Source organism: Actinorectispora metalli, assembly GCF_056323685.1.
In genome coordinates, this window is the sequence record NZ_JBREYE010000001.1 from 1,787,844 (window position 1) to 1,812,905 (window position 25,062).

At 67.8% G+C, this 25,062-nt stretch carries 13 protein-coding genes and 3 rRNA genes; 4 read left to right on the forward strand and 12 right to left on the reverse strand.

Translation table 11 applies throughout. The features are described 5' to 3' along the window. Positions 1 to 9 precede the first annotated feature (9 nt). Positions 10 to 1,221 carry a threonine ammonia-lyase gene (gene ilvA / locus ACU6XJ_RS08225; RefSeq protein ID WP_476308215.1) on the reverse strand — a complete coding sequence of 404 codons (1,212 nt, stop codon included), beginning with the start codon at positions 1,219 to 1,221 and terminating at the stop codon, positions 10 to 12. A 140-nt stretch (positions 1,222 to 1,361) separates the two neighbouring features. Between ilvA and ACU6XJ_RS08230 the strand changes: the two genes are divergently transcribed. Continuing rightward, a complete protein-coding gene (locus ACU6XJ_RS08230; protein WP_476308217.1) occupies positions 1,362 to 1,619 on the forward strand; it encodes a hypothetical protein in 258 nt (85 codons plus the stop codon). Between the two features lie 74 nt (positions 1,620 to 1,693). Here the strand turns inward: ACU6XJ_RS08230 and ACU6XJ_RS08235 are convergent, their stop codons facing one another. From ACU6XJ_RS08235 to ACU6XJ_RS08250, 4 genes are all read right to left on the reverse strand, one after another. Then, a complete protein-coding gene (locus ACU6XJ_RS08235) occupies positions 1,694 to 2,833 on the reverse strand; it encodes a cystathionine gamma-synthase (protein WP_476308219.1) in 1,140 nt (379 codons plus the stop codon). Between the two features lie 23 nt (positions 2,834 to 2,856). Further along, positions 2,857 to 3,630 carry a hypothetical protein gene (locus tag ACU6XJ_RS08240; RefSeq protein WP_476308221.1) on the reverse strand — a complete coding sequence of 258 codons (774 nt, stop codon included), beginning with the start codon at positions 3,628 to 3,630 and terminating at the stop codon, positions 2,857 to 2,859. Between the two features lie 110 nt (positions 3,631 to 3,740). Next, positions 3,741 to 4,946, reverse strand: a complete 1,206-nt coding sequence (locus ACU6XJ_RS08245) for an RDD family protein (protein WP_476308223.1) — start codon at positions 4,944 to 4,946, stop codon at positions 3,741 to 3,743. Positions 4,947 to 5,082: 136 nt separating this feature from the next. Beyond that, the gene (locus ACU6XJ_RS08250; protein ID WP_476308225.1) at positions 5,083 to 6,462 is read right to left on the reverse strand and encodes a cystathionine beta-synthase; all 1,380 of its coding nucleotides are present in this window, start codon (positions 6,460 to 6,462) and stop codon (positions 5,083 to 5,085) included. A gap of 144 nt (positions 6,463 to 6,606) precedes the next feature. Here ACU6XJ_RS08250 and ACU6XJ_RS08255 point away from each other — a divergent pair, with 144 nt between their 5' ends. The 3 genes from ACU6XJ_RS08255 to ACU6XJ_RS08265 all read left to right on the forward strand — a co-directional run bounded on the left by ACU6XJ_RS08255 (position 6,607) and on the right by ACU6XJ_RS08265 (position 10,589). Next, a complete protein-coding gene (locus ACU6XJ_RS08255; RefSeq protein WP_476308227.1) occupies positions 6,607 to 8,232 on the forward strand; it encodes a DUF6119 family protein in 1,626 nt (541 codons plus the stop codon). A 118-nt stretch (positions 8,233 to 8,350) separates the two neighbouring features. Continuing rightward, positions 8,351 to 9,271 carry an SGNH/GDSL hydrolase family protein gene (locus ACU6XJ_RS08260; protein WP_476313859.1) on the forward strand — a complete coding sequence of 307 codons (921 nt, stop codon included), beginning with the start codon at positions 8,351 to 8,353 and terminating at the stop codon, positions 9,269 to 9,271. Between the two features lie 97 nt (positions 9,272 to 9,368). Further along, a complete protein-coding gene (locus ACU6XJ_RS08265; protein WP_476308229.1) occupies positions 9,369 to 10,589 on the forward strand; it encodes an acetyl-CoA C-acetyltransferase in 1,221 nt (406 codons plus the stop codon). A gap of 99 nt (positions 10,590 to 10,688) precedes the next feature. Here ACU6XJ_RS08265 and ACU6XJ_RS08270 read toward each other — a convergent pair whose 3' ends face one another. The 7 genes from ACU6XJ_RS08270 to ACU6XJ_RS08300 all read right to left on the reverse strand — a co-directional run bounded on the left by ACU6XJ_RS08270 (position 10,689) and on the right by ACU6XJ_RS08300 (position 25,026). Further along, on the reverse strand, positions 10,689 to 13,688 hold the full coding sequence (locus ACU6XJ_RS08270) for a bifunctional [glutamine synthetase] adenylyltransferase/[glutamine synthetase]-adenylyl-L-tyrosine phosphorylase (protein WP_476308230.1): 3,000 nt from the start codon (positions 13,686 to 13,688) through the stop codon (positions 10,689 to 10,691). Further along, a complete protein-coding gene (locus tag ACU6XJ_RS08275) occupies positions 13,685 to 14,431 on the reverse strand; it encodes a type 1 glutamine amidotransferase (protein WP_476308232.1) in 747 nt (248 codons plus the stop codon). Before ACU6XJ_RS08275 ends, ACU6XJ_RS08270 begins: the two co-directional genes overlap by 4 nt. A gap of 24 nt (positions 14,432 to 14,455) precedes the next feature. Continuing rightward, positions 14,456 to 15,310 (reverse strand): GNAT family N-acetyltransferase, encoded by an 855-nt coding sequence (locus ACU6XJ_RS08280; protein ID WP_476308234.1) that lies wholly within the window; start codon positions 15,308 to 15,310, stop codon positions 14,456 to 14,458. 145 nt (positions 15,311 to 15,455) lie between these two features. Further along, positions 15,456 to 15,572, reverse strand: a 5S ribosomal RNA gene (rrf, locus tag ACU6XJ_RS08285). A gap of 74 nt (positions 15,573 to 15,646) precedes the next feature. Beyond that, a 23S ribosomal RNA gene (locus ACU6XJ_RS08290) occupies positions 15,647 to 18,758 on the reverse strand. Positions 18,759 to 19,099: 341 nt separating this feature from the next. After that, a 16S ribosomal RNA gene (locus ACU6XJ_RS08295) occupies positions 19,100 to 20,616 on the reverse strand. The 16S, 23S and 5S rRNA genes sit together here, the layout of an rRNA operon. 486 nt (positions 20,617 to 21,102) lie before the next feature. Further along, complete coding sequence (locus tag ACU6XJ_RS08300) at positions 21,103 to 25,026, reverse strand: FkbM family methyltransferase (RefSeq protein ID WP_476308236.1); 3,924 nt, start codon at positions 25,024 to 25,026, stop codon at positions 21,103 to 21,105. Positions 25,027 to 25,062: the final 36 nt, after the last annotated feature.

Here is a 25,062-nt window from a genome sequence, read left to right on the forward strand (position 1 = left end):
CCCGGTTTCTCACGTGTGCAGCGCCACGGAGTAGCCGGCCTCGGTCAGGCCCGCGATGAGCTGGGCGCGCTGCTCGGGCCCTCGGGTCTCCAGGTTCAGGTTGACCTCGGCCTCGCCGATGGTCAGCGCGGCCGACAGCCGGGAGTGCTCGACGTCGACCACGTTGGCGCCGTAGTCGCCGACCTTGGTCAGCAGCGCGGCCAACGAGCCGGGGCGGTCGGGGATACGCACCCGCAGCGAGAGGTAGCGGCCCGCCGCGGTCATGCCGTGCTGGATGACGTGCAACAGCAGCAGCGGATCGATGTTGCCGCCGGAGAGCACCGCCACCACCGGGGCCGGGAAGCGGCCCGCGTGCTCCAGCACCGCCGCCACGCCCGCGATGCCCGCGGGCTCGGCCACCAGCTTGGAGCGCTCCAGACACAGCAGCAGCGCCTTCGACAACGACTCCTCGGTCACCGTGACGACCTCGTCGACCAACTCCGCGACGTGGGCGAAGGTCACCCCGCCGGGCTGGAGCACGGCGATGCCGTCGGCCATGGTGGCCACCTCCTCCAGCCGGTCGGGTGCGCCGAGCACCAGCGAGCGGGGCCAGGCCGCGGCCTGCTCGGCTTGGACGCCGACCACCCGGACAGCGGGCTTGAACGCCTTGACCGCGGCGGCCACACCCGAGAGCAGCCCACCGCCGCCCAGCGGGACCAGGATCGTGCCGACCTCGGGTAGCTGCTCCAGGATCTCCAGGCCCACCGTGCCCTGGCCCGCGATCACATCGGGATGGTCGAAGGGGTGGATGAACTCGGCGCCGGTCTCCGCGGCGAAGTCCAGCGCGGCGGTGAGCGTCTCGTCGAACACGCTGCCCGCCAGCCGCACCTGAGCGCCGTAGGAGCGGGTGGCGGTGAGCTTGGGCAGCGGCACCCGCGTCGGCATGAACACCGTGGATGGCGCCTTGAGCAGAGTCGCGGCGAGCGCGACGCCCTGGGCGTGGTTTCCCGCGCTGGCCGCGACCACCCCGGCCTGAAGCTGCTCGGCGGCCAGCCCCGCGATGCGCACGTAGGCGCCGCGGATCTTGAAGGAGCCGGTGCGCTGGAGGTTCTCGCACTTGAGGTGGACCTCACCGCCGTAGCGGCGGTCGAGCACCCTGGAGTGCTCGAGGGGCGTATGGCGGATGACGCCGCTCAGCAGCTTGCGGGCGGCGTGGATCGCGTCGACGTTGACCAGGTCCATGGGGCTGATGGTGCCAGTTCAACCCGAATGGCCCACAACTGTCTCCCGGCCAGGTACTGTAATCATGGGCGAGACACACGCACCGTAGTTGGCGGTGGATCGTTGTCCAGCGTGGAGTCCCCACAGCGCAGGAGGTCGGCATGGCGGAACGCATGCGCGGCGCCGGGCTGCTCTCCCTGATCGGCGGCCTGACCGCGGCCGCGGCGCTGACCGGCGTCGCGATGTTCTCGGTGACGAACGCAGGCTGTCAGGACCCGGGCAGCTATGTCCGCGATGGTGATCGGATTCAGCTGATCGGTGGCTGTATCGACCCCGCCGACCTGCCCGCGCAGCCCGCTCCCCACGGCCCGGCCGACCACGAGCCGATCAGCGGCAAGAACATCAGCTTCACGCCCTGATCCGGCGTCTCTCTTTCATCGTTCAGCGACCCCACTCCCCAGGCGGTACTCGCCTGGGGAGTTTCGGCGCGGTCTCAGCCGAGGGCGGTGAGGAGGTCCTGAAGGAGGTCCTCGCCGTCCTCGATGCCGACGGAGAGGCGGACCAGTTCGGCGGGGACCTGGAGTGCGGAGCCCGCGACGCTGGCGTGGGTCATCTTGCCGGGGTGCTCGATGAGCGACTCGACGCCGCCGAGGGATTCGGCGAGGGTGAACAGCCGGGTCTTGGCGCAGACGTCCAAGGCGGCCTGCTCGCCGCCGTTGACGGTGAAGGAGACCATGCCGCCGAAGCGGCGCATCTGCTTGGCCGCCACCACATGGCCCGCGTCGTCGGGCAGGCCGGGGTAGTAGACCTTGCCGACCCTGGGGTGCGCGCCGAGCGCCTGGGCGATGCGCTCGGCGTTGTCGCAGTGCTTCTCCATGCGCACGGCCAGCGTCTTGACGCCGCGCAGGGTGAGCCAGGAGTCGAACGGGCTCGCGGTGGCGCCCGCCGAGTTCTGCAGGAACGCGAACTGCTCGTCGAGTTCGGCGTCGGCCGTGACCAGCGCCCCGCCGACGACGTCGGAGTGGCCGCCGAGGTATTTGGTGGTGGAGTGGTGCACCACGTCGGCGCCCAGCGCCAGCGGGGTTTGCAGGTACGGCGTGGCGAAGGTGTTGTCCACCACCAGCTTCGCGCCCGCCTCGTGGGCGAGGTCGGCCAGCGCGGCGATGTCGGCGATGCCCAGCAGGGGGTTGGTGGGGGTCTCGCACCAGATCAGCTTCGTGGTGGGCCGGAGAGCCGCCCGCGCCGCGTCCACATCGCCGAGCGCGACCGGGGTGTGCTCGACGCCCCAGAGCCGGAACACCTTGTCGACCAGCCGGAAGGTGCCGCCGTAGGCATCGTCGGGGATGATCACGTGGTCGCCGGGCCGCAGCACCGAACGCAGCAGCACGTCGGTGGCCGCCATGCCGGAGGCGAACGCACGGGCGTGGGTGCCGCCTTCGAGAGCCGCCAGACACTGCTCCAGCGCGGTGCGGGTGGGGTTGCCGGTGCGGGAGTACTCATAACCCTCCCGCAGTCCGCCCACGCCGTCCTGCGCATAGGTGGAGGTCGCGTAGATCGGCACGATCACCGCGCCGGTCGTGGCGTCCGGTTCCTGGCCGACGTGAATAGCCCTGGTGGCAAAGCCGTCACTCATGGGCCCAGCCTACGTAGGACTGCTCACCACTGTTGGGGCGGCTGCTGCTGCCCGTAGCCCTGACCAGGCGGCGGGAAGCCCTGCGGCGGGTACTGCTGCTGAGGCGGCTGCCCGTACTGGCCCGGCGGCGGGAACTGGTCCGGCGGAACCTGCGGACTCTGCGGACCCTGCGGCCCGAACTGGCCGGGCTGCGGCGCGAAGCCGGGGGCCTGCTGCCTGGGCGGCTTGGGCGTGGTGAGGTAGGTGACCGTCTGCGGGAGCAGTGCCAGCACCAGGACCGCCAGCGTCATCAGCAGGCCAAGCGCCTGTAGGAGGTTGACGCCCCGCAGCACGCCGACCGCCAGGCCGACGCCGACGGCCAGCAGCACGATGCCCGCACCCACCACGAGCAGCCAGCGGCCCATGGGCTTGCGCAGAAACACCATGATCGCACCCGTGAACAGGATCAGGCCCGCGATCGGCCCGAGCAACCACATCACCAGCAGCAACGGCTTGTCCAGGAAAACGTCGATGTAGCGGAACCCGCCCAGCGCGGACAGCAACTGGATCAGCCCGACCACGATGCCCAGCCCGGCGGCGGTCATCGCGGTGCCCGCCGATGGCCCGCTCAGCGGCGCCTGGCCGAGTGGCTGCTGCGGGGCGTAGCCCGCGGGTCCGCCCTGTTGCGGATAGCCAGGTGGCGGGCCGAAGCCCTGCGCGCCCGGCGGCGGCGCGAACGGCGGCCCACCCTGCGGCGGCCCGAAGTTCCCCGGTCCCTGCTGTCCCGGTGGCGGGAAGCCAGGCTGTTGTGGTTGCACGACTGTAGAAGCTACCGGCAACCGGCGACAAAGGACCGCTAGTCGAGCGATCGTGGACAAAAGAGAACCGGCACGGCGGGAGGCCGTGCCGGTTCCGGTGCGACTGCGGGTTACTTGGTGGCGATCACCACGGTCTTGGCGACCTTGTCGTGCCAGCCCTGCCGACGCTCGCTGTCGAACAGCGGCGAGAGGTAGCAGGCCAGCATGTAGAGCGGACCGACGCACGGGATGAAACCCGGACCGAACATCGTGCCCCAGCGGGCGAAGGCCTTGCTGTTGCCCGGCACCTGGCCGTGCTCGATGCTCACGACCTTCACGCCGATGACCTGCTTGCCGATCGTGGCGCCCTTGGAGCCGATCAGGAAGATCTCATACGCCGCGGTGAGCACCAGCTGGCCGAGGCCGAGCAGGAAGAAGAGCAGCAAGAAGCTCGGCCCCGCCACCGATTCGCCGCGTTCGATGGACCGGCTGATCTCGGCGGAGCTGGGGGTCAGCGCCGCCGCGATGATGAAGTACAGGATCGCTATCGGGATGCCGATGATGACCGCGTCGATCAGCCGCGCCAGGAACCGCTTGCCCATATCGGCCAGCGGGACGGTGCCGATGCCGGGCAGCATGATCTGCTGGCCGTCACCGGGAGGCGCGTACTGGCCGTACTGCTGCTGGCCGTAGGCGGCGTGTGCACCGGGCTGCTGGCCATAGCCGGGCTGCTGCCCGTACTGCTGCTGCTGACCCCATTGGGCCTGGCCCGGCTGCTGGCCGTAACCCGGCTGCTGCCCATAGGGCTGCTGCTGGCCGGGCTGCTGACCCCACTGCTGCTGGCCGCCCGCCGGCGTGCCGTAGGGCTGCTGCGGCTGGCCGTAAGGCTGCTGAGGCTGTTGGCCCCACTGCTGCTGACCAGGCTGCTGGCCATAACCGGGCTGCTGCTGCCCGTACTGCTGCTGGCCCGGCTGCTGACCCCACTGCGGAGCGCCGGGCTGGCCCTGGGCGGGCGTGCCAGGCTGCTGGCCCCACTGCTGGGGCTGGCCCTGCGGGGTCTGCGGGGCGCCATAGGGAGACTGGCCCGCGGACGGTGTCGCCCCTCCGCCCGGCACGACCTGCGTCCGATCCGAGTCGGCGCCCGCCGGTGCGGCGGGCGTGGACGGCGGGGTCTGACCCGGACGCACCACCTGGGTGCGGTCGGCGTTGTCCGCGGCGCTCTCGCCGGTCGCGCTCGGCGGGGCAGACGGCGTGCCCTGCGGTTCCGACTGGTCGCCGGAATTGGGCGGTGTTGGATTGCCCTGGGGCTCGTTGCTTGGCGGCTGCGGAGCGCTCATCGGGTTTTCAAACCCCCTTGGCTTGGCCCTTGACGGTGTTGCTGGGCAACGCTATCGGATGACCGGTTCGGACCTGTCGGCACCGCGCCGATCAGACCAGTGCTTTTCCGTTCCGTGGTGGGGTGTTCACCCATGGTCAACTCGCCGCCCGACCCGCGATGAAGCCAAGCACGTCCTGCCGGGTGACCACGCCCGCGGGCTTGCCGTCGACCAGCACCATCGCGCCGTCGGCCTTGGCGAGCGCGTCCATGGCCGCCGACACCGACTCGCCGGCGCCGATGGTGGGCAGCGGCGGGGACATGTGCTTCTCCACCCGGTCGGCCAGATGCGCCTGCCCGGTGAACAGCCCTTCCAGCAGATCGCGCTCGTTGACCGCGCCCGCCACCTCGGCCGCCATGACGGGCGGCTCGGCGTTGACCACCGGCATCTGGGAGACGCCGAACTCCCGCAGGATCGACACCGCCTCGGCGACGGTCTCGTTGGGGTGTACGTGCACAAGCTGCGGCAGCGTGCCGTCCTTGCGGCGCAGCACATCGCCGACCGAGGCACCGGAGTGGTCGGGCGAGAGGAAGCCGTAGGAGGCCATCCACGGGTCGGAGAAGACCTTGGACATGTACCCGCGGCCGCCGTCGGGCAGCAGCACCACGATCACGTCGTCGGGCCCGGCGCTGCGCGCGATGTGCAGCGCCGCGGCGGCCGCCATACCGCAGGAGCCGCCGGTCAGCAGGCCCTCCTCCATGGCGAGGCGGCGGGTCAACTCGAAGGACTCCGAGTCGGAGATGGCCACGATCTCGTCGCAGATGCCCCGGTCGTAGGTGTCCGGCCAGAAGTCCTCGCCGACGCCCTCCACCAGGTAGGGGCGGCCGGTGCCGCCGGAGTACACCGAGCCCTCCGGGTCCGCGCCGATGATCTTCACCTTGCCGCCGGAGACCTCCTTGAGGTACCGGCCGGTGCCGCTGATGGTGCCGCCGGTGCCGATGCCCGCAACGAAGTGGGTGATCCGCCCGTCGGTCTGCCGCCAGATCTCCGGCCCGGTCTCGGCGTAGTGGCTCGCCGGGTTGGCCGGGTTGGCGTACTGGTTGGGCTTCCAGGCGCCGGGGATCTCCCGCACCAGCCGATCGGAGACGTTGTAGTAGGAATCGGGGTGCTCCGGTGCGACCGCGGTGGGGCACACCACGACCTCCGCGCCGTAGGCCTTGAGCACGTTGCGCTTGTCCTCGCTGACCTTGTCGGGGCAGACGAACACGCACTTGTAGCCCTTGCGCTGCGCGACGAGCGCCAGCCCGACTCCGGTGTTTCCCGAGGTGGGCTCCACGATGGTGCCGCCGGGCCGGAGCTCTCCGCTCGCCTCGGCCGCCTCGACCATGCGCAACGCGATGCGGTCCTTGACGCTGCCGCCGGGGTTGAAGTACTCGACCTTCGCCAGCACCAGTGGCGCCAGCCCTTCCGCGACCTGGTTCAGCTTCACCAACGGCGTATTGCCGACGAGATCGACAATGTGCTCGGCGTATTCCACGTGGGGTTCCTCCACAGCCCTCGGGATCTGATGACCAGCCTAAACACACTCGGTCGGCGGTAGGTATTCACCCGTGGAGGGGTGTCCGGACGGTGCAGCGGCTTCCTACCTTGGAACCATCCGGCGCGAACGGGGTGCGTGCCCATGCGGCAGCTGACCGTGTACCTGTTCACCAAAGAGGCCACCTCCTTCGACCAGCTGGTGCGGTTCCGGGACACCGACGACCCGCGGCGCCCTGAGCTGCTCGGTGACCTCGGCTTCCCCGCCGAGCTGATCACCCTCCGGCGGCACAGCCTGGCGCCGGACTGGTCGGACTACCTCGACCGCTACTACGAACTGTCCGATCTGCGCACGAGCGCGTTGTCGGCGGTGCTGCTGGCGGAGGTGGACGGCCGGTTCTTCGCGGTGACCTTCGGCCGCGGCGCGAGCCTGCTGCGCACCGAACTGGTCCAGCCGGAATTCGGGCTGCGGGTCACCGCGAACTGGGTGGAGCCGGGCAGCCTCCGGTCGCTGGCCTCCCGCACCATCGACCTGCGCACCAGGCAGCAGACCGTCTCGCTCAACGTGCCGAGCAGGCTGGGCGAGTTCGCCATCGACACCAGCGCCGAATGGGTGCGGATGCTCTCCGGTCACGTGGCCGACCGGGAGTGGGCCACCACGCTGCGCGGCACCGACGGACTGACGCTCCGCGCGGGCAGCGAGTTCGCCGATCTCGGCAGGCTGCCCCGGCTGCTACGGGAGCTGCTGCGCAGGTTCGAGGCCGAGGACTACCGCCGCGATTTCGGCTTCCTGGACGCCAGGACACCGCTGCCGCCGGGCGACTCGCTGGTCGCCCAACTTGATGCCGAGGTGACCGCTCTGCTGCACGCGGGCAGGCACCAGGAGGTCGCATTGGCGGTGCCCGACGCCGAACTCGACCTCGCTCGGGTGTCGAGCTTCCTGGTGCGCACCAGGAACGCGCCGGGCGTGCAGACCGCGAGCATCACCGACCTGGACACCGAGCAGTTCGCCTTCCGGCTGGCCAACACCGCCGATCCACTGTGGCGCATCATGCTCACGGCGGTGGACAGCCGGGGCGAGCCGCTGCATCGGGACCGGCCGCTGCGGGACTACCTCGTCGCCCAGGTCGGCCTCGGCGGCACCCAGTTCACGCTGTCGCTTGGCCGCTGGTTCCGGATCGACGCCGAGTTCCTCGCCAGGGTCGAGGCCACGCTCGCCGAGGTGCCCGATCTGACCGCCGAGCTCGCGCTGCCGCCATGGCACCTCGGCGAGAACGAAGGCGACTACAACATCCGCGCCGCCGACCAGCTCGGCTACCGGCTGATGGACCGGAACACCTTCTCCTTCGGCGGCAATCAGCAGGTGGAGATCTGCGATCTGCTGACCAGCGGGATGCACCTGATCTGCGTGAAGAAGATGAGCAGTTCGGCGACGCTGTCCCACCTGTTCGGCCAGGCGACGGTGTCGGCGCACCTCTACAACCAGGAGCTCGACTACCGCACCAGGGTGCACGACCTGCACGCCGAGAGCTGGCCCGGCGCGGAACGCCCCGATCCGGTCTTCGTCTACGCGATCGGGACGAAGAAGCCACCGCCCCTTGCAGGCGGCCTCTACTTCTTCAGCAAGGTCCACCTGTTCAACCACGTGCGCAACTTCCGCGCCCGCGGGCAACGCGTGGCGCTGGCCCACATCCCGATGGTGCACAAGAGGCACCGCCCTGGGCGTCCGTCTGCCGGTCCGGTGCGCGGTGAACAGCTCCCGCTGATCTAGCCGCCCCATCGGGTGACACTCCGCCCGGTTACCTCGCCGCATGGCTGCCTTCGTAATGTTGGACGCTTGGTCCACACCGAGACGGGCACCATGGGCATGAGGGGGTGGAGAGGTGCGGATGTACAAGACCGCGGCGTTCGCCGCGGGTGCGCTGGGCATGTTGTCGGGGATGACCTGGGGACTGCTGATGGAGCAGTCACGCAGAGCGCGGGTGGTGATCGGGGTTCCCGCCGAAGCGCCGCCGCGTGCCGATGGTGTCTACCTGCCCGACGGAACCGGTCCGCTGCCGCTGGAGGACCCGCGGGCGGGCGGCCGACCGCTGCACTTCGCGGTGCTCGGGGACTCCGCGGCGGCCGGGCTCGGCGTCGACGACCCCGACCAACTGCCGGGGGTGCAGTCGGCGCGGGGGCTCGCCGAGGAGTCCGAGCGGCCGGTGTGGCTGGAGACGGTGGCGGTGAGCGGGTCCACCACGCTGGAGCTCGCGGGCCAGGTCGACGCGGTGCTGCACGGCCCGCTGCCGGACGCCTGCCTGGTGATCATCGGCGCGAATGACGTGACCACGCGGCTGCGGGTGCCGACCTCGGCCGCGTTGCTGGGCTTCCAGGTCCGGCGGCTGCGTGACGCGGGTTGCGGGGTGGTGGTCGGCACCTGCCCGGATCTCGGCGCGATCCAGCCGATTCCGCAGCCGCTGCGGACGGTGGCCCGGCAGTGGAGCCTGGCGCTGGCCAAGGCGCAGCGGGCGGCGGTGATCCAGGCGGGGGCGCATCCGGTGGCGCTGGGCGACCTGCTGTCGCCGGAGTTCCTGGCCAGGCCCAAGGACCTGTTCAGCTCCGACCAATTCCACCCGAACGCGGCTGGCTACGAGGCGGCCGTGTCGGTGCTGCTGCCCGCGCTGTGCAAGGTGGCGGGCGTCTGGGGCGGCGGACCGCTGCCGCGACCGCCGCGGCGCTCCAGGGCCGCCGACGCGCGCAGGCCGCTCTACCGGCTGGCCGGGTACCTGAACCGGATTGTCCGGCGGGCGTCTTTCGCCAGGTATTGACCTCAAGTTACTAAGCGGTAGTTTAGCTCTCGCGGAGCGTTGTTCTCCGACGTAGGCTTTCCTGTCGTCACCCCTATCTCGCTGGAGGAGTCCCGCCATGCCGGAAGCCGTCATCGTCTCTACCGCGCGGTCCCCGATCGGGCGGGCAGGCAAGGGGTCGCTGGTCAACGTGCGGCCCGACGACCTGGCCGCGCAGATGATCACCGCCGCGCTGGCCAAGGTGCCGCAGCTTGATGTGAAGCAGATCGACGACCTGATGCTGGGCTGCGGCCTGCCCGGCGGCGAGCAGGGCTTCAACATGGCGCGGATCGTCGCCGTCCTGATGGGCCACGACGAACTGCCCGGCACCACGGTCACCCGCTACTGCGCCTCCAGCCTCCAGACCACCCGGATGGCGCTGCACGCGATCAAGGCCGGTGAGGGCGATGCCTTCATCAGCGCGGGCGTGGAGACCGTCTCGCGGTATGTCAAGGGCAACTCCGACTCGCTGCCCGACACCCAGAACCCCGTCTTCACCGACGCCGTGGCGCACACCGCCCAGGTCGCCGAGACCGGCGCCGACGCCTGGACCGACCCGCGCCTGGACAGCCGGGTGCCCGACGCCTACATCGCGATGGGCCAGACCGCGGAGAACCTGGCGCTGGCCAAGGGCGTGAGCAGGCAGGAGATGGACGAGTTCGGCGTCCGGTCGCAGAACCTGGCGGAGAAGGCCATCAACGACGGCTTCTGGGCCACCGACATCACCCCGGTGACGCTGCCCGACGGCAGCACCCTGGCCAAGGACGACGGCCCCCGCGCGGGCGTCAGCTACGAGAAGGTGTCCGAGCTCAAGCCGGTGTTCCGCCCCGACGGCCGGGTCACCGCGGGCAACTGCTGTCCGCTCAACGACGGCGCCGCCGCGGTGGTCGTGATGAGCGACACCAAGGCCAAGGAGCTGGGCATCACCCCGCTCGCCCGCATCGTGTCCACCGGCGTCTCCGCACTGTCCCCGGAGATCATGGGCCTCGGCCCGGTGGAGGCCTCCAAGCGCGCACTGGCCAGGGCGGGCATGACCATCGACGACATCGACCTCGTCGAGATCAACGAGGCCTTCGCCGCCCAGGTGATCCCCTCCTACAAGGACCTCGGCATCCCGCTGGACAAGCTCAACGTCAACGGCGGCGCGATCGCCATCGGCCACCCCTTCGGCCAGACCGGCGCCCGCATCACCAGCACCCTGATCAACTCCCTGAAGTGGCACGACAAGCAGTTCGGCCTGGAGACCATGTGCGTCGGCGGCGGCCAGGGCATGGCCATGGTCATCGAGCGCCTCTCCTAGAGCGCTTTTCTCCGGTTTAGCGCCCTAATCCAGGCATGACACCGTCGTGGAACGGGTTCAGGGCGCTAAACATGGGGTCGTGTCCGGTGATCGACCGGCTCAGTCGCCGTAGAAGTTGCGTTCCACTGCTGCTCGGGCTCGGCGGGTGGTGCGGCGGTAGTCGTCGACGAACTCGCCGGGGTCCGCCTGCACCGGGTAGCCCAGCGCCAAGGCGACCGAGGCCAGTTCGCGGCCCGGCCGGGGTAGCTGGTCGCCGGTTTTGCCGCGCACCAACATGATCGCGTTGCGGGCGCGGGAAGCCATGGTCCAGCCCTCGCGCAGCGCGGTGGCGTCGGCCTCGCTGAGCAGGCCCGCCTCCGCCGCCGCGGTCAGACCGTCCAATGTGGACTGTGTGCGCAGGTCGGGTACGGCATGCGCGTGCTCAAGCTGGAGTAGCTGCACCGTCCACTCCACGTCGGCGAGACCGCCGCGGCCCAGCTTGGTGTGCGTGGTCGGATCGGCCCCTCGGGGCAGCCGCTCGGCGTCCACCCTGGCCTTGATCCGGCGGATCTCCCGCACCTTCGCGGGCCCGAGGCCACCGTCGGGATAGCGGATCGGGTCGATGACCGCCTCGAAGCGCCGCCCCAGGTCGGCATCACCCGCGATGGGCCTGGCCCGCAGCAGCGCCTGCGCCTCCCACACCTCCGCCCAGCGGGTGTAGTAGGCCTGGTAGGAGTTCAGCGTGCGCACCAGCGGACCGGACTTGCCCTCCGGCCGCAGATCCGCGTCGACCTGTAGCGGCGGGTCCTGGCTGGGGGCGCCGAGCAGGTTGCGGACCAGTTCGGCCACCGAGGTGGCGAAGCGCACCGCCTCTTGATCCGAGGCACCGTCTTTCGGCTCGCAGACGAACAGCACATCGGCGTCCGAGCCGTAGCCAAGCTCGGAACCGCCCAGCCTGCCCATGGCGATCACCGCGATGGCGGCGGGCTCGGCGCCGGTCTGCCCGCGGACATGGACGATCGCCGCGTCCAGCGCCGACTCCAGCACCGCGACCCACACGCTGGTCAACGCGTGGCAGGTGGCGGGCAGCGGGTTCAAGCCCAGCAGGTCGGCGCAGGCCACCCGCAGCACCTCGTGCCTGCGCAGCGAGCGCGCCGCGGTGACAGCCTTGCGCAGGTCGGTGTGCCGGGCCACCGCCCGGTGCAGCGAGATCGCCACCTCGGCCGGGTCGCGTTCCACCAGGCTGGTGGTGTCGGCCAGCAGCCGCAGCACCTCGGGCGCCCGGATCAGCAACTCGGGCACCAGCTTCGAGGTGCCCAGCAGCAGCGCCAGCCGCTGCGCCACCGCGCCGGAGTCCCGCAGCAGCCGCAGGTACCACGGCGTCTCGGCGAGCGCCTCGGACACCTTGCGGTAGGCGAGCAGCCCCCCGTCGGGGTCGTGGGTGTCCGCGAGCAGGTCAAGCAGCACCGGCAGCAGCGTCGTCTGAATGGCAGCCCGCCGGGACACACCGCTGGTCAACGCCTGTAGGTGCCGGAGCGCCCCATCAGGCGAGACGTAGCCCAGAGCGGCCAGCCGCTCGGTCGCGGACTTCGTGGTGAGCCGCAGCGCCTCCGTCGGAACCCTGGCCACCGCCTCCAGCAGCGGCCGGTAGAACAGCTTCTCGTGCAGCCTGCGCACCCGGTTGCCGTGGTGACGGAAGTCCGCGAGCAGCACCTCGCCGACGCTGTGCCGCGCGTCCGCCCGCAAACCGACCGCCCTGGCCAGCCAGCGCAGCCCGGCGACATCGTCGGCGGCGGGGAAAGTGTGCGTGCGCAGCAGCCGCTGAAGCTGAAGCCGGTGCTCCAGCAGCCGGATGAACCGGTAGGAGTCGGCCAGCCCGGCGGCGTCGGCGCGCCCGACGTAACCGCCCCTGCCCAACGCGGCCAACGCGTCCACAGTGGACTTCACGTGCAGGGTGTCGTCGGTCCTGCCGTGCACAAGCTGGAGTAGCTGGACGGCGAACTCCACGTCCCGCAGCCCGCCGGGACCGAGCTTGAGCTCGCGTTCGCCGAGTCCGCCGGGGATGTGCTGTTCGACGCGGCGGCGCATGGACTGCACGTCCGCGACGAAGTTCTCGCGTTCCGCCGCGGTCCACACCATCGGCGCGACGGCCTCGACGTACTGGCCGCCGAGTTCCTCGTCGCCCGCGGCGACGCGTGCCTTGAGCAGTGCCTGGAACTCCCAGGTCCGCGCCCAGCGGCGGTAGTAGGACAGGTGGCCCTCCAGCGTCCTGACCAGCGCCCCCGCCTTGCCCTCGGGCCGCAGGCCAGCGTCGACCTGGAAACAGGCTTCGCCCGCGATGCGCATGGTGGCCGAGGCCAGCCTGCTGGCCAGCGGAAGCTCGGCATCGGGTTCGGCGACGAACACGATGTCCACATCGCTGACGTAGTTCAGCTCGCAGGCCCCGGACTTGCCCATGGCGATGACCGCCAACCGGCAGGGCAGGTCGTCACCGGACGGGGACACCTCGGTGGTCGCCACCGCCAGCGCGGCGGCCAACGCGGCATCGGCGAGTTCGGAGAGCTTCGCGGTGATCTGCTCGAACGCACACACCGGCAACGACGGCTCGGCGATATGCGCCAGATCGATGGCGGCGATGACCAACAACTGGTTGCGGTAGGCCAGGCGCAGCGCGCGGATGGCCTCGGCGCCGGTGACATTGGAGCGCAGCGCGCCTTCCTCACGCAGCACCCCGACGGCGGCGAGCAGTTCGGCCCGCGGGTCGCGGCCCGCGTCCTCGGCGGGCCGCAGCAGCCGCCAGTCGGCCCGGCCCGCCACCAGGTGGTCGCCCAGCGCGGTGGACGCGCCGAGCACCCCGAGCAGCCTGCCGCGGAGCCCGCGGTCGGTGCGCAGGGCGGCATCCAGCGCGGGCCAGTCCGATTCGATCGCCGTCCGCAACCGGTCAAGCTGCCGCAACGCGAGGTCCGGGTCGGGGCTGTGCGACAGCGCGGTGAGCAGGTCCTCGGTGTCCGCGTCGTGCTCCGGTGGCCACCAGCCGAGCGCGCGAAGCTCGGATTCGGCCCGCGGGTCGGTGAGGCCGAACCTGCTGGGGGACAGGGTGCCGCGGGCGGGATCGGTCACGACAGCACGGGCAGGGTTCGAGCCGACACCGCGGGCGCGAGTTCACCGGAGGCCAGCTTCACGAAGTTGGCCGCGACCGGTCGCCAGGTCTCGGCGAGGTCGATGTGCCACTCCCGAAGGTGCTCCGGGTCGATGTCGCGCGGCCGCGCTGAGGCCGCTATGCCGGGTGCGTCGGCCACCCATTCCAACACCAGCTCAGGTGTGGTCTCGATGTGGAACTGCACCCCGTAGGAACAGGTGCCCGCCCGGAACGCCTGGTTGGCGCAGCGCGGCGACGAGGCGAGCAGCAGCGCGCCGGGCGGCAGGGTGAACTCGTACTCGTGGAACTGGATCACGTCCGGAGTGAGCGGCAGCCCTGCGAACAGCGGGTCGTCCGCGGCGGCATCCCGCTTGGCCACCAGCATCGCGCCCACCTCGGGCTGCTCCGCAGGCCCGGTCCGCCCGCCAAGGGCCTCCGCCAGCAACTGGCCACCGAGGCAGATCCCGAACACCGGCATCCGCCGAGAGTGCGCCACCGCGAGCAGCCTGCGGATGTCGGCCAGCCAGGGATGGCGGTCGTCCTCATCGCAGTTCATCCCGCCGCCAAGGCAGACCACGCCCGCGAAACCGTCGAGCGTGGTCGCCGGGATGTCCGGCGGCTCCACGACCGTGAGCTCGGCACCTGCCTCTCTCAGCCAATCGCCCAGCGGCCCCAACGGATCATCCTGGGAGGGCTGCAAGACGAGTATGGGTGTGGTGGGCACCTGCCAAGCCTATCGGCGCGCTCTCTACGCCGCGTGCAGGCTGATCGACGCGAAATCCTCCACCGGCCGATAGCCGATCTTCTGGTAGATCGCGTTGGACGTGGGGTTATCCAGATCGGTGAACAACACGACGTGCTCAGCACCCCGATCCTTCGCCCACTCCGAGGCTGCCGCGGTCACTGCCGAACCGTAACCACGCCCGCGCTCCTCGGGAGGGGTGTAGACGTAGCCGAGCCGGCAACTCCCCGCGACTACCGCGGTAGGGCTCGCCAGGCTCACCGGCCTGCCGTCCACCTCCCACAGCAGGAACTCCCGTCCCGCTGCCCACCCGGTGCGAACCTGCTCGGCCGCCGCAGGCAGCACCGACTCGTCGGTGTGAATATCTCGCGAGAACTCCCACACGAACTTCTCAAGAACCGTGAAGTCGTCTTGCCCGCCGACCCGGAGGACACCGCCGATCCCAGTGGGCGGCACGAGCTCGCCCAGGCTGTAGAGACGCTGCGACTCCATCTCCACCACACGGCCTCCGGTGCAAGCCGTCCAGGCGGCGGCCATGGCGTCGACAACCGACCTGGGCCCCATCACGCCCGGCACCTCGAGACCCCGCTCGACGATGAACCGCACCAGGGCGTCCACGGCCTCCACCGGAACCGCACTCACCAGCAGGTACGGCCAAGGCGGGAAGCGTTGGGTGACGCCCACCAGGTCGCTGCCGTCGCTGATGCTCAGCAACTGGGGCGCGGGCCTGTCCTCGCTCGGGTTGTTCACGGCCCCGAAGAGCGCGGTCAGCCCCACGGTGTGCCGCAGTGGATTCGCCACCAGCACCGGGCAGGCAAGGTCGAAGAACTCCGGGAGGTTGCCGTGCAGTCGAATCTCCATGGCAGCACGATGCCGAACCGCAGAAGCATCCGCGACCGATTTTCGGTCGGTGCCCGCACAGTGGACGCAGAAATACACGCGAAAAAGCAGAAGGGGTTCTGGGAGCCTTTCGGCTGCAACCAGAACCCCTTCCGTATCAAGTTATGTTCGGCGGTGTCCTACTCTCCCACACCCTGTCGAGTGCAGTACCATCGGCGCTGGAGGGCTTAGCTTCCGGGTTCGGAATGGGACCGGGCGTTTCCCCTCCGCCATAACCACCGAAACTCTTCGAAACAACCAACCACACAAATCGTGGTTGTTGTTTCAGATACCGCACAGTGGACGCGTAGCATGTTTGTGAGCAAGCCCTCGGCCTATTAGTACCCGTCAACTCCACCCCTCACGAGGCTTCCATTTCGGGCCTATCAACCCAGTGGTCTGCTGGGGGCCTTAACCACTCGAAGGTGGTGGGAGACCTCATCTTGGAACGAGCTTCCCGCTTAGATGCTTTCAGCGGTTATCCCTTCCGAACGTAGCCAACCAGCAGTGCTCTTGGCAGAACAACTGGCACACCAGAGGTTCGTCCGTCCCGGTCCTCTCGTACTAGGGACAGCCTTCCTCAAGTCTCCAACGCGCGCGGCGGATAGGGACCGAACTGTCTCGCGACGTTCTAAACCCAGCTCGCGTACCGCTTTAATGGGCGAACAGCCCAACCCTTGGGACCTACTCCAGCCCCAGGATGCGACGAGCCGACATCGAGGTGCCAAACCATGCCGTCGATATGGACTCTTGGGCAAGATCAGCCTGTTATCCCCGGGGTACCTTTTATCCGTTGAGCGACACCGCTTCCACAAGCCAGTGCCGGATCACTAGTCCCGACTTTCGTCCCTGCTCGACCCGTCAGTCTCACAGTCAAGCTCCCTTGTGCACTTACACTCAACACCTGATTGCCAACCAGGATGAGGGAACCTTTGGGCGCCTCCGTTACTCTTTGGGAGGCAACCGCCCCAGTTAAACTACCCACCAGGCACTGTCCCTGAACCAGATCATGGTCCGAGGTTAGACACTCAGAACGACCAGAGTGGTATTTCAACAACGACTCCACAACCACTGGCGTGGCTGCTTCACAGTCTCCCACCTATCCTACACAAGCCGAACCAAGCACCAATACCAAGCTATAGTGAAGGTCCCGGGGTCTTTCCGTCCTGCCGCGCGTAACGAGCATCTTTACTCGTACTGCAATTTCGCCGGGCCTGTGGTTGAGACAGTAGGAAAGTCGTTACGCCATTCGTGCAGGTCGGAACTTACCCGACAAGGAATTTCGCTACCTTAGGATGGTTATAGTTACCACCGCCGTTTACTGGCGCTTAAGTTCTCAGCTTCGCCCCGAAGGACTAACCGGTCCCCTTAACGTTCCAGCACCGGGCAGGCGTCAGTCCGTATACATCGTCTTGCGACTTCGCACGGACCTGTGTTTTTAGTAAACAGTCGCTTTCCCCTGGTCTCTGCGACCAACAACCCCTAGCCCGCAAAGGGGCTTCAAGGCCACTGGTCCCCCTTCTCCCGAAGTTACGGGGGTATTTTGCCGAGTTCCTTAACCACAGTTCACCCGATCGCCTCGGTATTCTCTACCTGACCACCTGTGTCGGTTTGGGGTACGGGCCGCTTGGACACTCGCTAGAGGCTTTTCTCGGCAGCATGGGATCACCCTACTTCGCCTCAATCGGCTATGCATCACGTCTCAGCCTGTATGCAGCACGGATTTGCCTATGCTGCGGCCTACACGCTTACACCAGTACTACCACTCACTGGCGGAGCTACCCTCCTGCGTCACCCCATCGCTTGGCTACTACCGGATCAGATCCCGCGCTCACCCCTCAACCCCCGAAGGAGCCTTGGGGCTTGGGCGGTTAGTATCACCGGCCTCGCCAGGGACGCGTCCACGCGGGTACGGGAATATCAACCCGTTGTCCATCGACTACGCCTGTCGGCCTCGCCTTAGGTCCCGACTTACCCTGGGCGGATTAGCCTGGCCCAGGAACCCTTGGTCATTCGGCGGCAGAGTTTCTCACTCTGCTTTCGCTACTCATGCCTGCATTCTCACTCGCGCAACCTCCACGGTTGGTTCACACCACCGCTTCTCTGGTTGCACGACGCTCCCCTACCCATCCACACCACTGCACCAATCACTCAAGGCAACTGGCGGATGTATGTGTGTGAATGACACGGCTTCGGCGGTGCGCTTAAGCCCCGCTACATTGTCGGCGCAGGACCACTTGACCAGTGAGCTATTACGCACTCTTTAAAGGGTGGCTGCTTCTAAGCCAACCTCCTGGTTGTCTGGGCGACCCCACATCCTTTCCCACTTAGCGCACACTTAGGGGCCTTAGCCGGTGTTCTGGGCTGTTTCCCTCTCGACTACGAAGCTTATCCCCCGCAGTCTCACTGCCGCACTCTCACTTCCCGGTATTCGGAGTTTGGTTGATTTCGGTAAGCTTGTAGGCCCCCTAGACCATCCAGTGCTCTACCCCCGGAAAGAAACATGCGACGCTGCACCTAAATGCATTTCGGGGAGAACCAGCTATCACGGAGTTTGATTGGCCTTTCACCCCTAACCACAGCTCATCCCCCAGGTTTTCAACCCTGGTGGGTTCGGGCCTCCACGAAGTCTTACCTCCGCTTCACCCTGGCCATGGCTAGATCACTCCGCTTCGGGTCTAGAACATGCTACTCAAGCGCCCTATTCAGACTCGCTTTCGCTACGGCTACCCCACACGGGTTAACCTCGCAACATGCCACTAACTCGCAGGCTCATTCTTCAAAAGGCACGCCATCACCCGAAGGCTCTGACGGATTGTAAGCGCACGGTTTCAGGTACTATTTCACTCCCCTCCCGGGGTACTTTTCACCTTTCCCTCACGGTACTTGTCCGCTATCGGTCACTAGGAAGTATTTAGGCTTACCGGGTGGTCCCGGCAGATTCACAGCAAATTTCACGAGCTCGCTGCTACTTGGGAACACGACACGAGAGGTGCTGGATTTTCGGTTACGGGACTCTCACCCACTACGGTCCAGTTTCCCAAACTGGTTCACCTAACCCAACACTTTCTGACTCTCGGCCCGGCTGGTAGACCGGACGAGTCGAATCCCACGACCCCCAATATGCAACCCCTACCAGGTATCACACATATCGGGTTTAGCCTCTTCCGCTTTCGCTCACCACTACTCACGGAATCACGGTTGTTTTCTCTTCCTACGGGTACTGAGATGTTTCACTTCCCCGCGTTCCCCCTCATACCCTATGTGTTCAGGCATGAGTGACACCCCATAACGGGTGCCGGGTTTCCCCATTCGGATATCCTCGGATCTCAGCTCGGTTGGCAGCTCCCCGAGGCCTTTCGCGGCCTCCCACGTCCTTCATCGGCTCCTAGTGCCAAGGCATCCACCGAACGCCCTTAAAAACTTGGCCACAAAGATGCTCGCGTCCACTGTGCAGTTCTCAAACAACAACCACACAAACCCCCACCACCAAGCACTTACACCCCACCAGGAGGGCAGTCTGCTCGCGGAGATTTGGTGACCCATCAAGAGCACACACTGACGCGTGTTCCCTCAGGACCCAACAGCGTATCGACACTCAACCCGCGCCAACCCCAGACAGGGCAGGCAACCGGTCGGCCAGTAGTCCACAATTCCTTGAGCACCCGGCCATCACCACAAACGGATGATCAGACCAGGAACCCCACTCGGTTTCCACGACCGCTGTTGTGCTCGCGGCCAGTACTCGAAGTGGAATCAGTTGCTCCTTAGAAAGGAGGTGATCCAGCCGCACCTTCCGGTACGGCTACCTTGTTACGACTTCGTCCCAATCGCCAGTCCCACCTTCGACAGCTCCTCCCCTTACGGGTTAGGCCACCGGCTTCGGGTGTTACCGACTTTCGTGACGTGACGGGCGGTGTGTACAAGGCCCGGGAACGTATTCACCGCAGCGTTGCTGATCTGCGATTACTAGCGACTCCGACTTCACGGGGTCGAGTTGCAGACCCCGATCCGAACTGAGACCGGCTTTATGGGATTCGCTCCACCTCACGGTTTAGCAGCCCATTGTACCGGCCATTGTAGCATGTGTGAAGCCCTGGACATAAGGGGCATGATGACTTGACGTCATCCCCACCTTCCTCCGAGTTGACCCCGGCAGTCTCCCATGAGTCCCCACCATTACGTGCTGGCAACATGGAACGAGGGTTGCGCTCGTTGCGGGACTTAACCCAACATCTCACGACACGAGCTGACGACAGCCATGCACCACCTGTGCACAGACCACAAGGGGGCCTATATCTCTACAGGTTTCCTGCGCATGTCAAACCCAGGTAAGGTTCTTCGCGTTGCATCGAATTAATCCACATGCTCCGCCGCTTGTGCGGGCCCCCGTCAATTCCTTTGAGTTTTAGCCTTGCGGCCGTACTCCCCAGGCGGGGTGCTTAATGCGTTAGCTGCGGCACGGAGGACGTGGAAGTCCCCCACACCTAGCACCCACCGTTTACGGCGTGGACTACCAGGGTATCTAATCCTGTTTGCTCCCCACGCTTTCGCTCCTCAGCGTCAGTATCGGCCCAGAGACCCGCCTTCGCCACCGGTGTTCCTCCTGATATCTGCGCATTTCACCGCTACACCAGGAATTCCAGTCTCCCCTGCCGAACTCAAGTCTGCCCGTATCGACCGCAAGCCCAGGGTTAAGCCCCAGGTTTTCACGGTCGACGCAACAAACCGCCTACGAGCTCTTTACGCCCAATAATTCCGGACAACGCTCGCACCCTACGTATTACCGCGGCTGCTGGCACGTAGTTAGCCGGTGCTTCTTCTGCAGGTACCGTCACTTGCGCTTCGTCCCTGCTGAAAGAGGTTTACAACCCGAAGGCCGTCATCCCTCACGCGGCGTCGCTGCATCAGGCTTTCGCCCATTGTGCAATATTCCCCACTGCTGCCTCCCGTAGGAGTCTGGGCCGTGTCTCAGTCCCAGTGTGGCCGGTCGCCCTCTCAGGCCGGCTACCCGTCGTCGCCTTGGTAGGCCATTACCCCACCAACAAGCTGATAGGCCGCGGGTCCATCCCATACCGCCGGAACTTTCCACCCTCAACCATGCGGAAGAAGGTCGTATCCGGTATTAGACCTAGTTTCCCAGGCTTATCCCAGAGTACAGGGCAGGTTACCCACGTGTTACTCACCCGTTCGCCGCTCGTGTACCCCGAAGGGCCTTACCGCTCGACTTGCATGTGTTAAGCACGCCGCCAGCGTTCGTCCTGAGCCAGGATCAAACTCTCCAACAATGAATGTAAGGAGAGAAATCATCTAGCAATAATTTCTCAAAGGAACCCACATGGGGTTCAAATATACAAGCTCTACTGGCTATGTATCGACACGCTGTTGAGTTCTCAAAGAACACACGCACACCATTGCTTTGTCGTGATCGACTCGGCGCCGGGGCTGGTGATGCTCAGGCATTCAAGTTTTCGTTTTTTGGTGCGAGCCGAAACGCTACCAGAGGCAGTTTTTCGGGCTTTCACCGGGGGGCACCCACTCTACCAACCTGCTGGCTGGGAGCTTGGTTCGTGTCCCTATCGGCCGCTGGAGCTTACCGGTTCGGTTCTGCGGTGTCAACCCGCTCGACCCGGTCTGAATCCCGCTCGCTAAGTGTTTAGCCTTAGGAGCGTGTTCCTCACCGTCCGGTTTGGGCTTTTCGGCCCGTTCTGTCCGGTGCTCCGTGCGACATGGAGAAAGTTACTCAGCGCCAAAACCGAAGTCAAATCGGCTGGTCAGAGCCTTGCGGCCCGCGGACGCAGCCACAAAACCGCAGGTCGCGCCGTTCCGTTTTCCGCATCGGCAACCAACAGCTCCAAAACTTTTTCTGAAGAAAGCGGCTCGGGACTTCCCAGCGGCACCAGGTCGTATCCCCAGGTGGTGAATTCCCGCAGAACAACGCCGGGATCGGCGCCCATCGCGCGGGTCTTCACCGCGTCGAAGGTGCACACCACATGCGGGCGGTCCCTGCGCAGCAGGCGCACCAGTCCACCCAGCGCGCGGTGCACCGCTCCCGGCACGTCCACGCGCACCACGGAGAGCGGCATGCCTGCCAGTCCGGCGATGGCGTCGAGTTCCTTGTCCAGCCGAACGGCGTTCACTGTCAGCCCCGGAACCTGCTCCTCAACCGAGTCCTCCGGCGGGCTGCCCTCCGCGCCCGGCGGGGTGATCCGCACCCCTCCGGTACCCGCGCTCTCCACCCCGAGTTCGGTGACCGAGTCCCATGCGGCGGCGCCGATCACGGCGAGCCGCTGGCGCACCGCGAGAGGCACGTTGACCTCGACGTTTCGCTCCAGCAGCTGCCTGCTTCTGGCACACGGCTCCACCGCGACCACGGTGCCCGAGGTACCCAGCCTGGTGAGCACCCGCAGGGTGTGGTAGCCGACGTAGGCCCCGATGTCCAGGAACACCCCGCCGGGCTCGACGAGGGAGTCGATCAGCTCCCCGAGTTGGCGTTCCCAGGTGCCGTGCGTTGACAGCCACGGCAGCATCGCGTTGTCCTCGGCGGGCAGCCGGAGCAGGCCTGCGTCGCAGAGAACCATCGAGGTCGATTCCGGCTCGGTGAGCTGGGTCGCCAGGCCGCCTTCGGTGCGTTCGTGCTCCCGCACCACGACCCGGCGCAGCGCGTCGATGGTCTGCACGGCGGTCGCCGCGGCCCGCAGCCCCGACTCCACGCTCTGGTCGCGTTCTCGCAGCGCGGCGGCCATCCGGCTCTCCACCCCGTCGATGCGGTCCAGCGTCTTGGTCAGCGCCTCGGTGAGCCGGTCGATGCGGTTGGCGAGCGTGTCCACCTGCTGTCCGCGCTGGATGGCCTCCTGGGTGAGCAGTTCCTCCAGCGACCTGATCCGTCGGGTGTGCCCGGACAGCTCCGACCGCAGCCGGACCACCCCGTCGTCGGCGGCCACCAGCCGGTCGGCCTGTCCCGCCTGCTGGTCGACCAGCCTGGTCAGCTCGGCCCGCAGCGCCTCAAGCTCGGCTCCGCCGAGACCGCCGGACAGGTTGCGGATGTCCTCCTGCTGCCGCATGAGTTCCACCGCTGCGCGTTCCACCCCGTCCACGACGGAGCTCATCACATCGCGCAGGTGCGCGTCGTAGTGCGCGAGCACCCGCAGCACCGCCTTGCGCAGCGCGGGCGCCCCCGGCGTCCTGCTGTCTGCGTCCACATCCGGCCGCCGCAGCAGCGCGTGCCGCGCCACCATCAGCGGTTTGCGGGGGTCGTCCTGGCCCGCGGGCTTGGCCGCCCGCCTGGCCCGCCAACCCCGGTAGGCCGCCTCCACCCGTTCCCGAAGCTGTCGGGCCGCGGGTTCGACGCCGTGCTGCTCCAGAATCTGCCGTTGTCGTTCCGGTGCCTGTTCGCGCAGGTCATCGAGGTTTTCGGCGATCTCCCGCAGCAGCCGCGCGGCGGCGTCGGCATCGGGTTCGCCGCCACCGTGGCAGGGCACCGGCACCGCCGCGTTGCGCAGCAATTCCGCCGCGACGCCGTGGCTGGCGACCAGCACCGGCACCCCGCGGGCCGCGGCGCGCAGCAGTTCGTGGACCCGCAGGTCCTCCTCCGGCGCCTCGGCGGCGGAGTCCGGCCGGTGCAGCGAGACCAGACAGTCCGCGGCCTCCACCAGCGCCGCCTCCAGTTCGGCCGCGTCCTCCTCGGTGCTCTCGACCAGCGCGATCCGCGTGTCGGTGCAGGTGACCAGGCGCAGCCGCTCGGCGGCCTCCGGATGCTCGGCCGCGCCGCGCACGCCGAGTGCCAGCTGGATGTCGGCGCGGTCCGGGAAGGCCGCGAGGAACGCCGAGACCACGCCGAGGCCGTTGCCCGCGTGCTCCCGCGCGTGGTCCACGATGGACACGAAGGTGGGGGCGTCGCTGAGTCCGAGGCGGGCCAGCGCGGCCTTGCGGGTGGGCAGGTCGACCAAGCCCTCATCGGCCAGCGGCAGCCGCACCACCCGCACCGGCGCCCGCCTGCCGCGTTCGGTGGCGCGCTTGGCGGTTTCCGACAGCACCCACAGTTCCGCGAAGGCATCCGCGTTGGCGCGGAAGGCATGCGGCCCGACGCCGATCACATGCCGGTTCTCCGGCAGCGGCGCATCGGCGGCGCAGTGCAGGACAACGGGGTAGGCGGCCTCCTCCGAACTAGGCACCCCGGAGGACCGGACGGCCTCCCGCAGGGCATCCGCGATGGGGCCGGTACCCAGCACAGCGACACCAAGCTGGTCCACGAGCGCGGGCGTGCGCGGGCCGTCGGCCTTGGTCGGGACCGCGTCGGGATGAAGCAGGCCGGTGGACACACCGACGCCCGCGCACCACTCGCGGAAGCCCGTGGCGTCCTCGCCCAGCGGGTCGGGATAGGCGTGCTGGAGTTTGTCGTCCTCCCGCCACAGCGCGTAGGCCCAGCGGCTCACGCCGTGTGGGCCCGCGGCGAATGCCCAGTCCAGGAAATCCTCGGCGACCTGCTGGGCGTCCTCGTGCGGGGCGGCGAACGCGGTGGGCGGGAGTTCGCCGCCTGCCCGCTCGGCGGCCAGCCATTCCTGGTGGAAGGCGGCGCGCAGGGCGGGGGGCAGCGGGGTTCCGTCGGGCAGCGTGTCGAAGCGGTAGCCGACCTGCTGCTGTCCGCCGAAGCGCACCAGGTCGTTGCGGTAGCCCGCGCACAGTTCGGCGAGCACCGGATGCTGGGACAGCAGGGTGCGGGGGCGGTCGGTGATCGCCGAGGAGAACAGCCAGGGTCGGGCGGCGTCGAAGGCGGTGAAGTGCACGGTGCGCAGCGCGGCGCCGGCCACGGTCAGCCTGCTGCCGCCGTCGGCGCGTTGTTCGCGGTGCAGCGGACGCTGTGCCGCGTTCCACACCGAGAAGCCGATGCCGGGATCACGCAGCACCTGGTGGTCGACCAGCGCGGGCACCCCGTCCAGCAGTTCGCCCGCCCGGGACGGCGCGGAGCGGAGCTGGTCGGCCAGGCCCGCGAGGAACGGTTCGGCGCCGGGTGCGACGGCGAGGAAGCCGGGTTCGAACATGCCCGCGGCCAGCAGTTCCTCGTTGCTGGGGCGCATCCCGTCGCGGGGCAGCGGGGCGAGCACCCTGGGCAGCAGCACGATCGGCCTGCTGCTCATCGCGGTCAGCACCTGCTCGGCCAGCGGTGCGAGGACCAGGACGGCCGGGTCCAGGTAGAGCACGGGTGAGCCGGAGCGAAGCTGGTGTTCCAGGAAGCGGGGCAACAGCACCGTGCACAGCTGCGCCTCGGTGCACGCGGTGGCCAGCATGAGCAATTCGCGGTGCGGCACCCCGATGTCGGCGGGGGTAAGCACACCGGCTTCAGCGCCCTGCTCGCCGTCGACGAGCAGCACGGTGAACTCGGCGCCGGGATGGGCCTTGAGGTAGGACTCCCGCAGCACACGCACCGCGGGCAGGGTGCTGGCGCCCGCGATGGTGCAGGCGGTCAACGCGAGCTTGGGTGCGAGCAGGTTGTCGGCGGCGGGCAATGTGCCGCTGACCACCGGCATTCGCTCGGTGCGCTCACCTGGCGGGCGCACCCCCTCGTAGTGCAGCACCCCGGTTCGCTCGAAGTCCTCGGTGGGCTTCATCACGTCGGGTTCCTCGCGCTGGACGGTCCCGTCGGGGCTGTTCTCGACGGGACTGTCTGTCGCCTGGGGACCGGGGGTGCGCTCGCTCACGACGGGAAACCTATCGAGCGGGAGTCGATCTTCGGC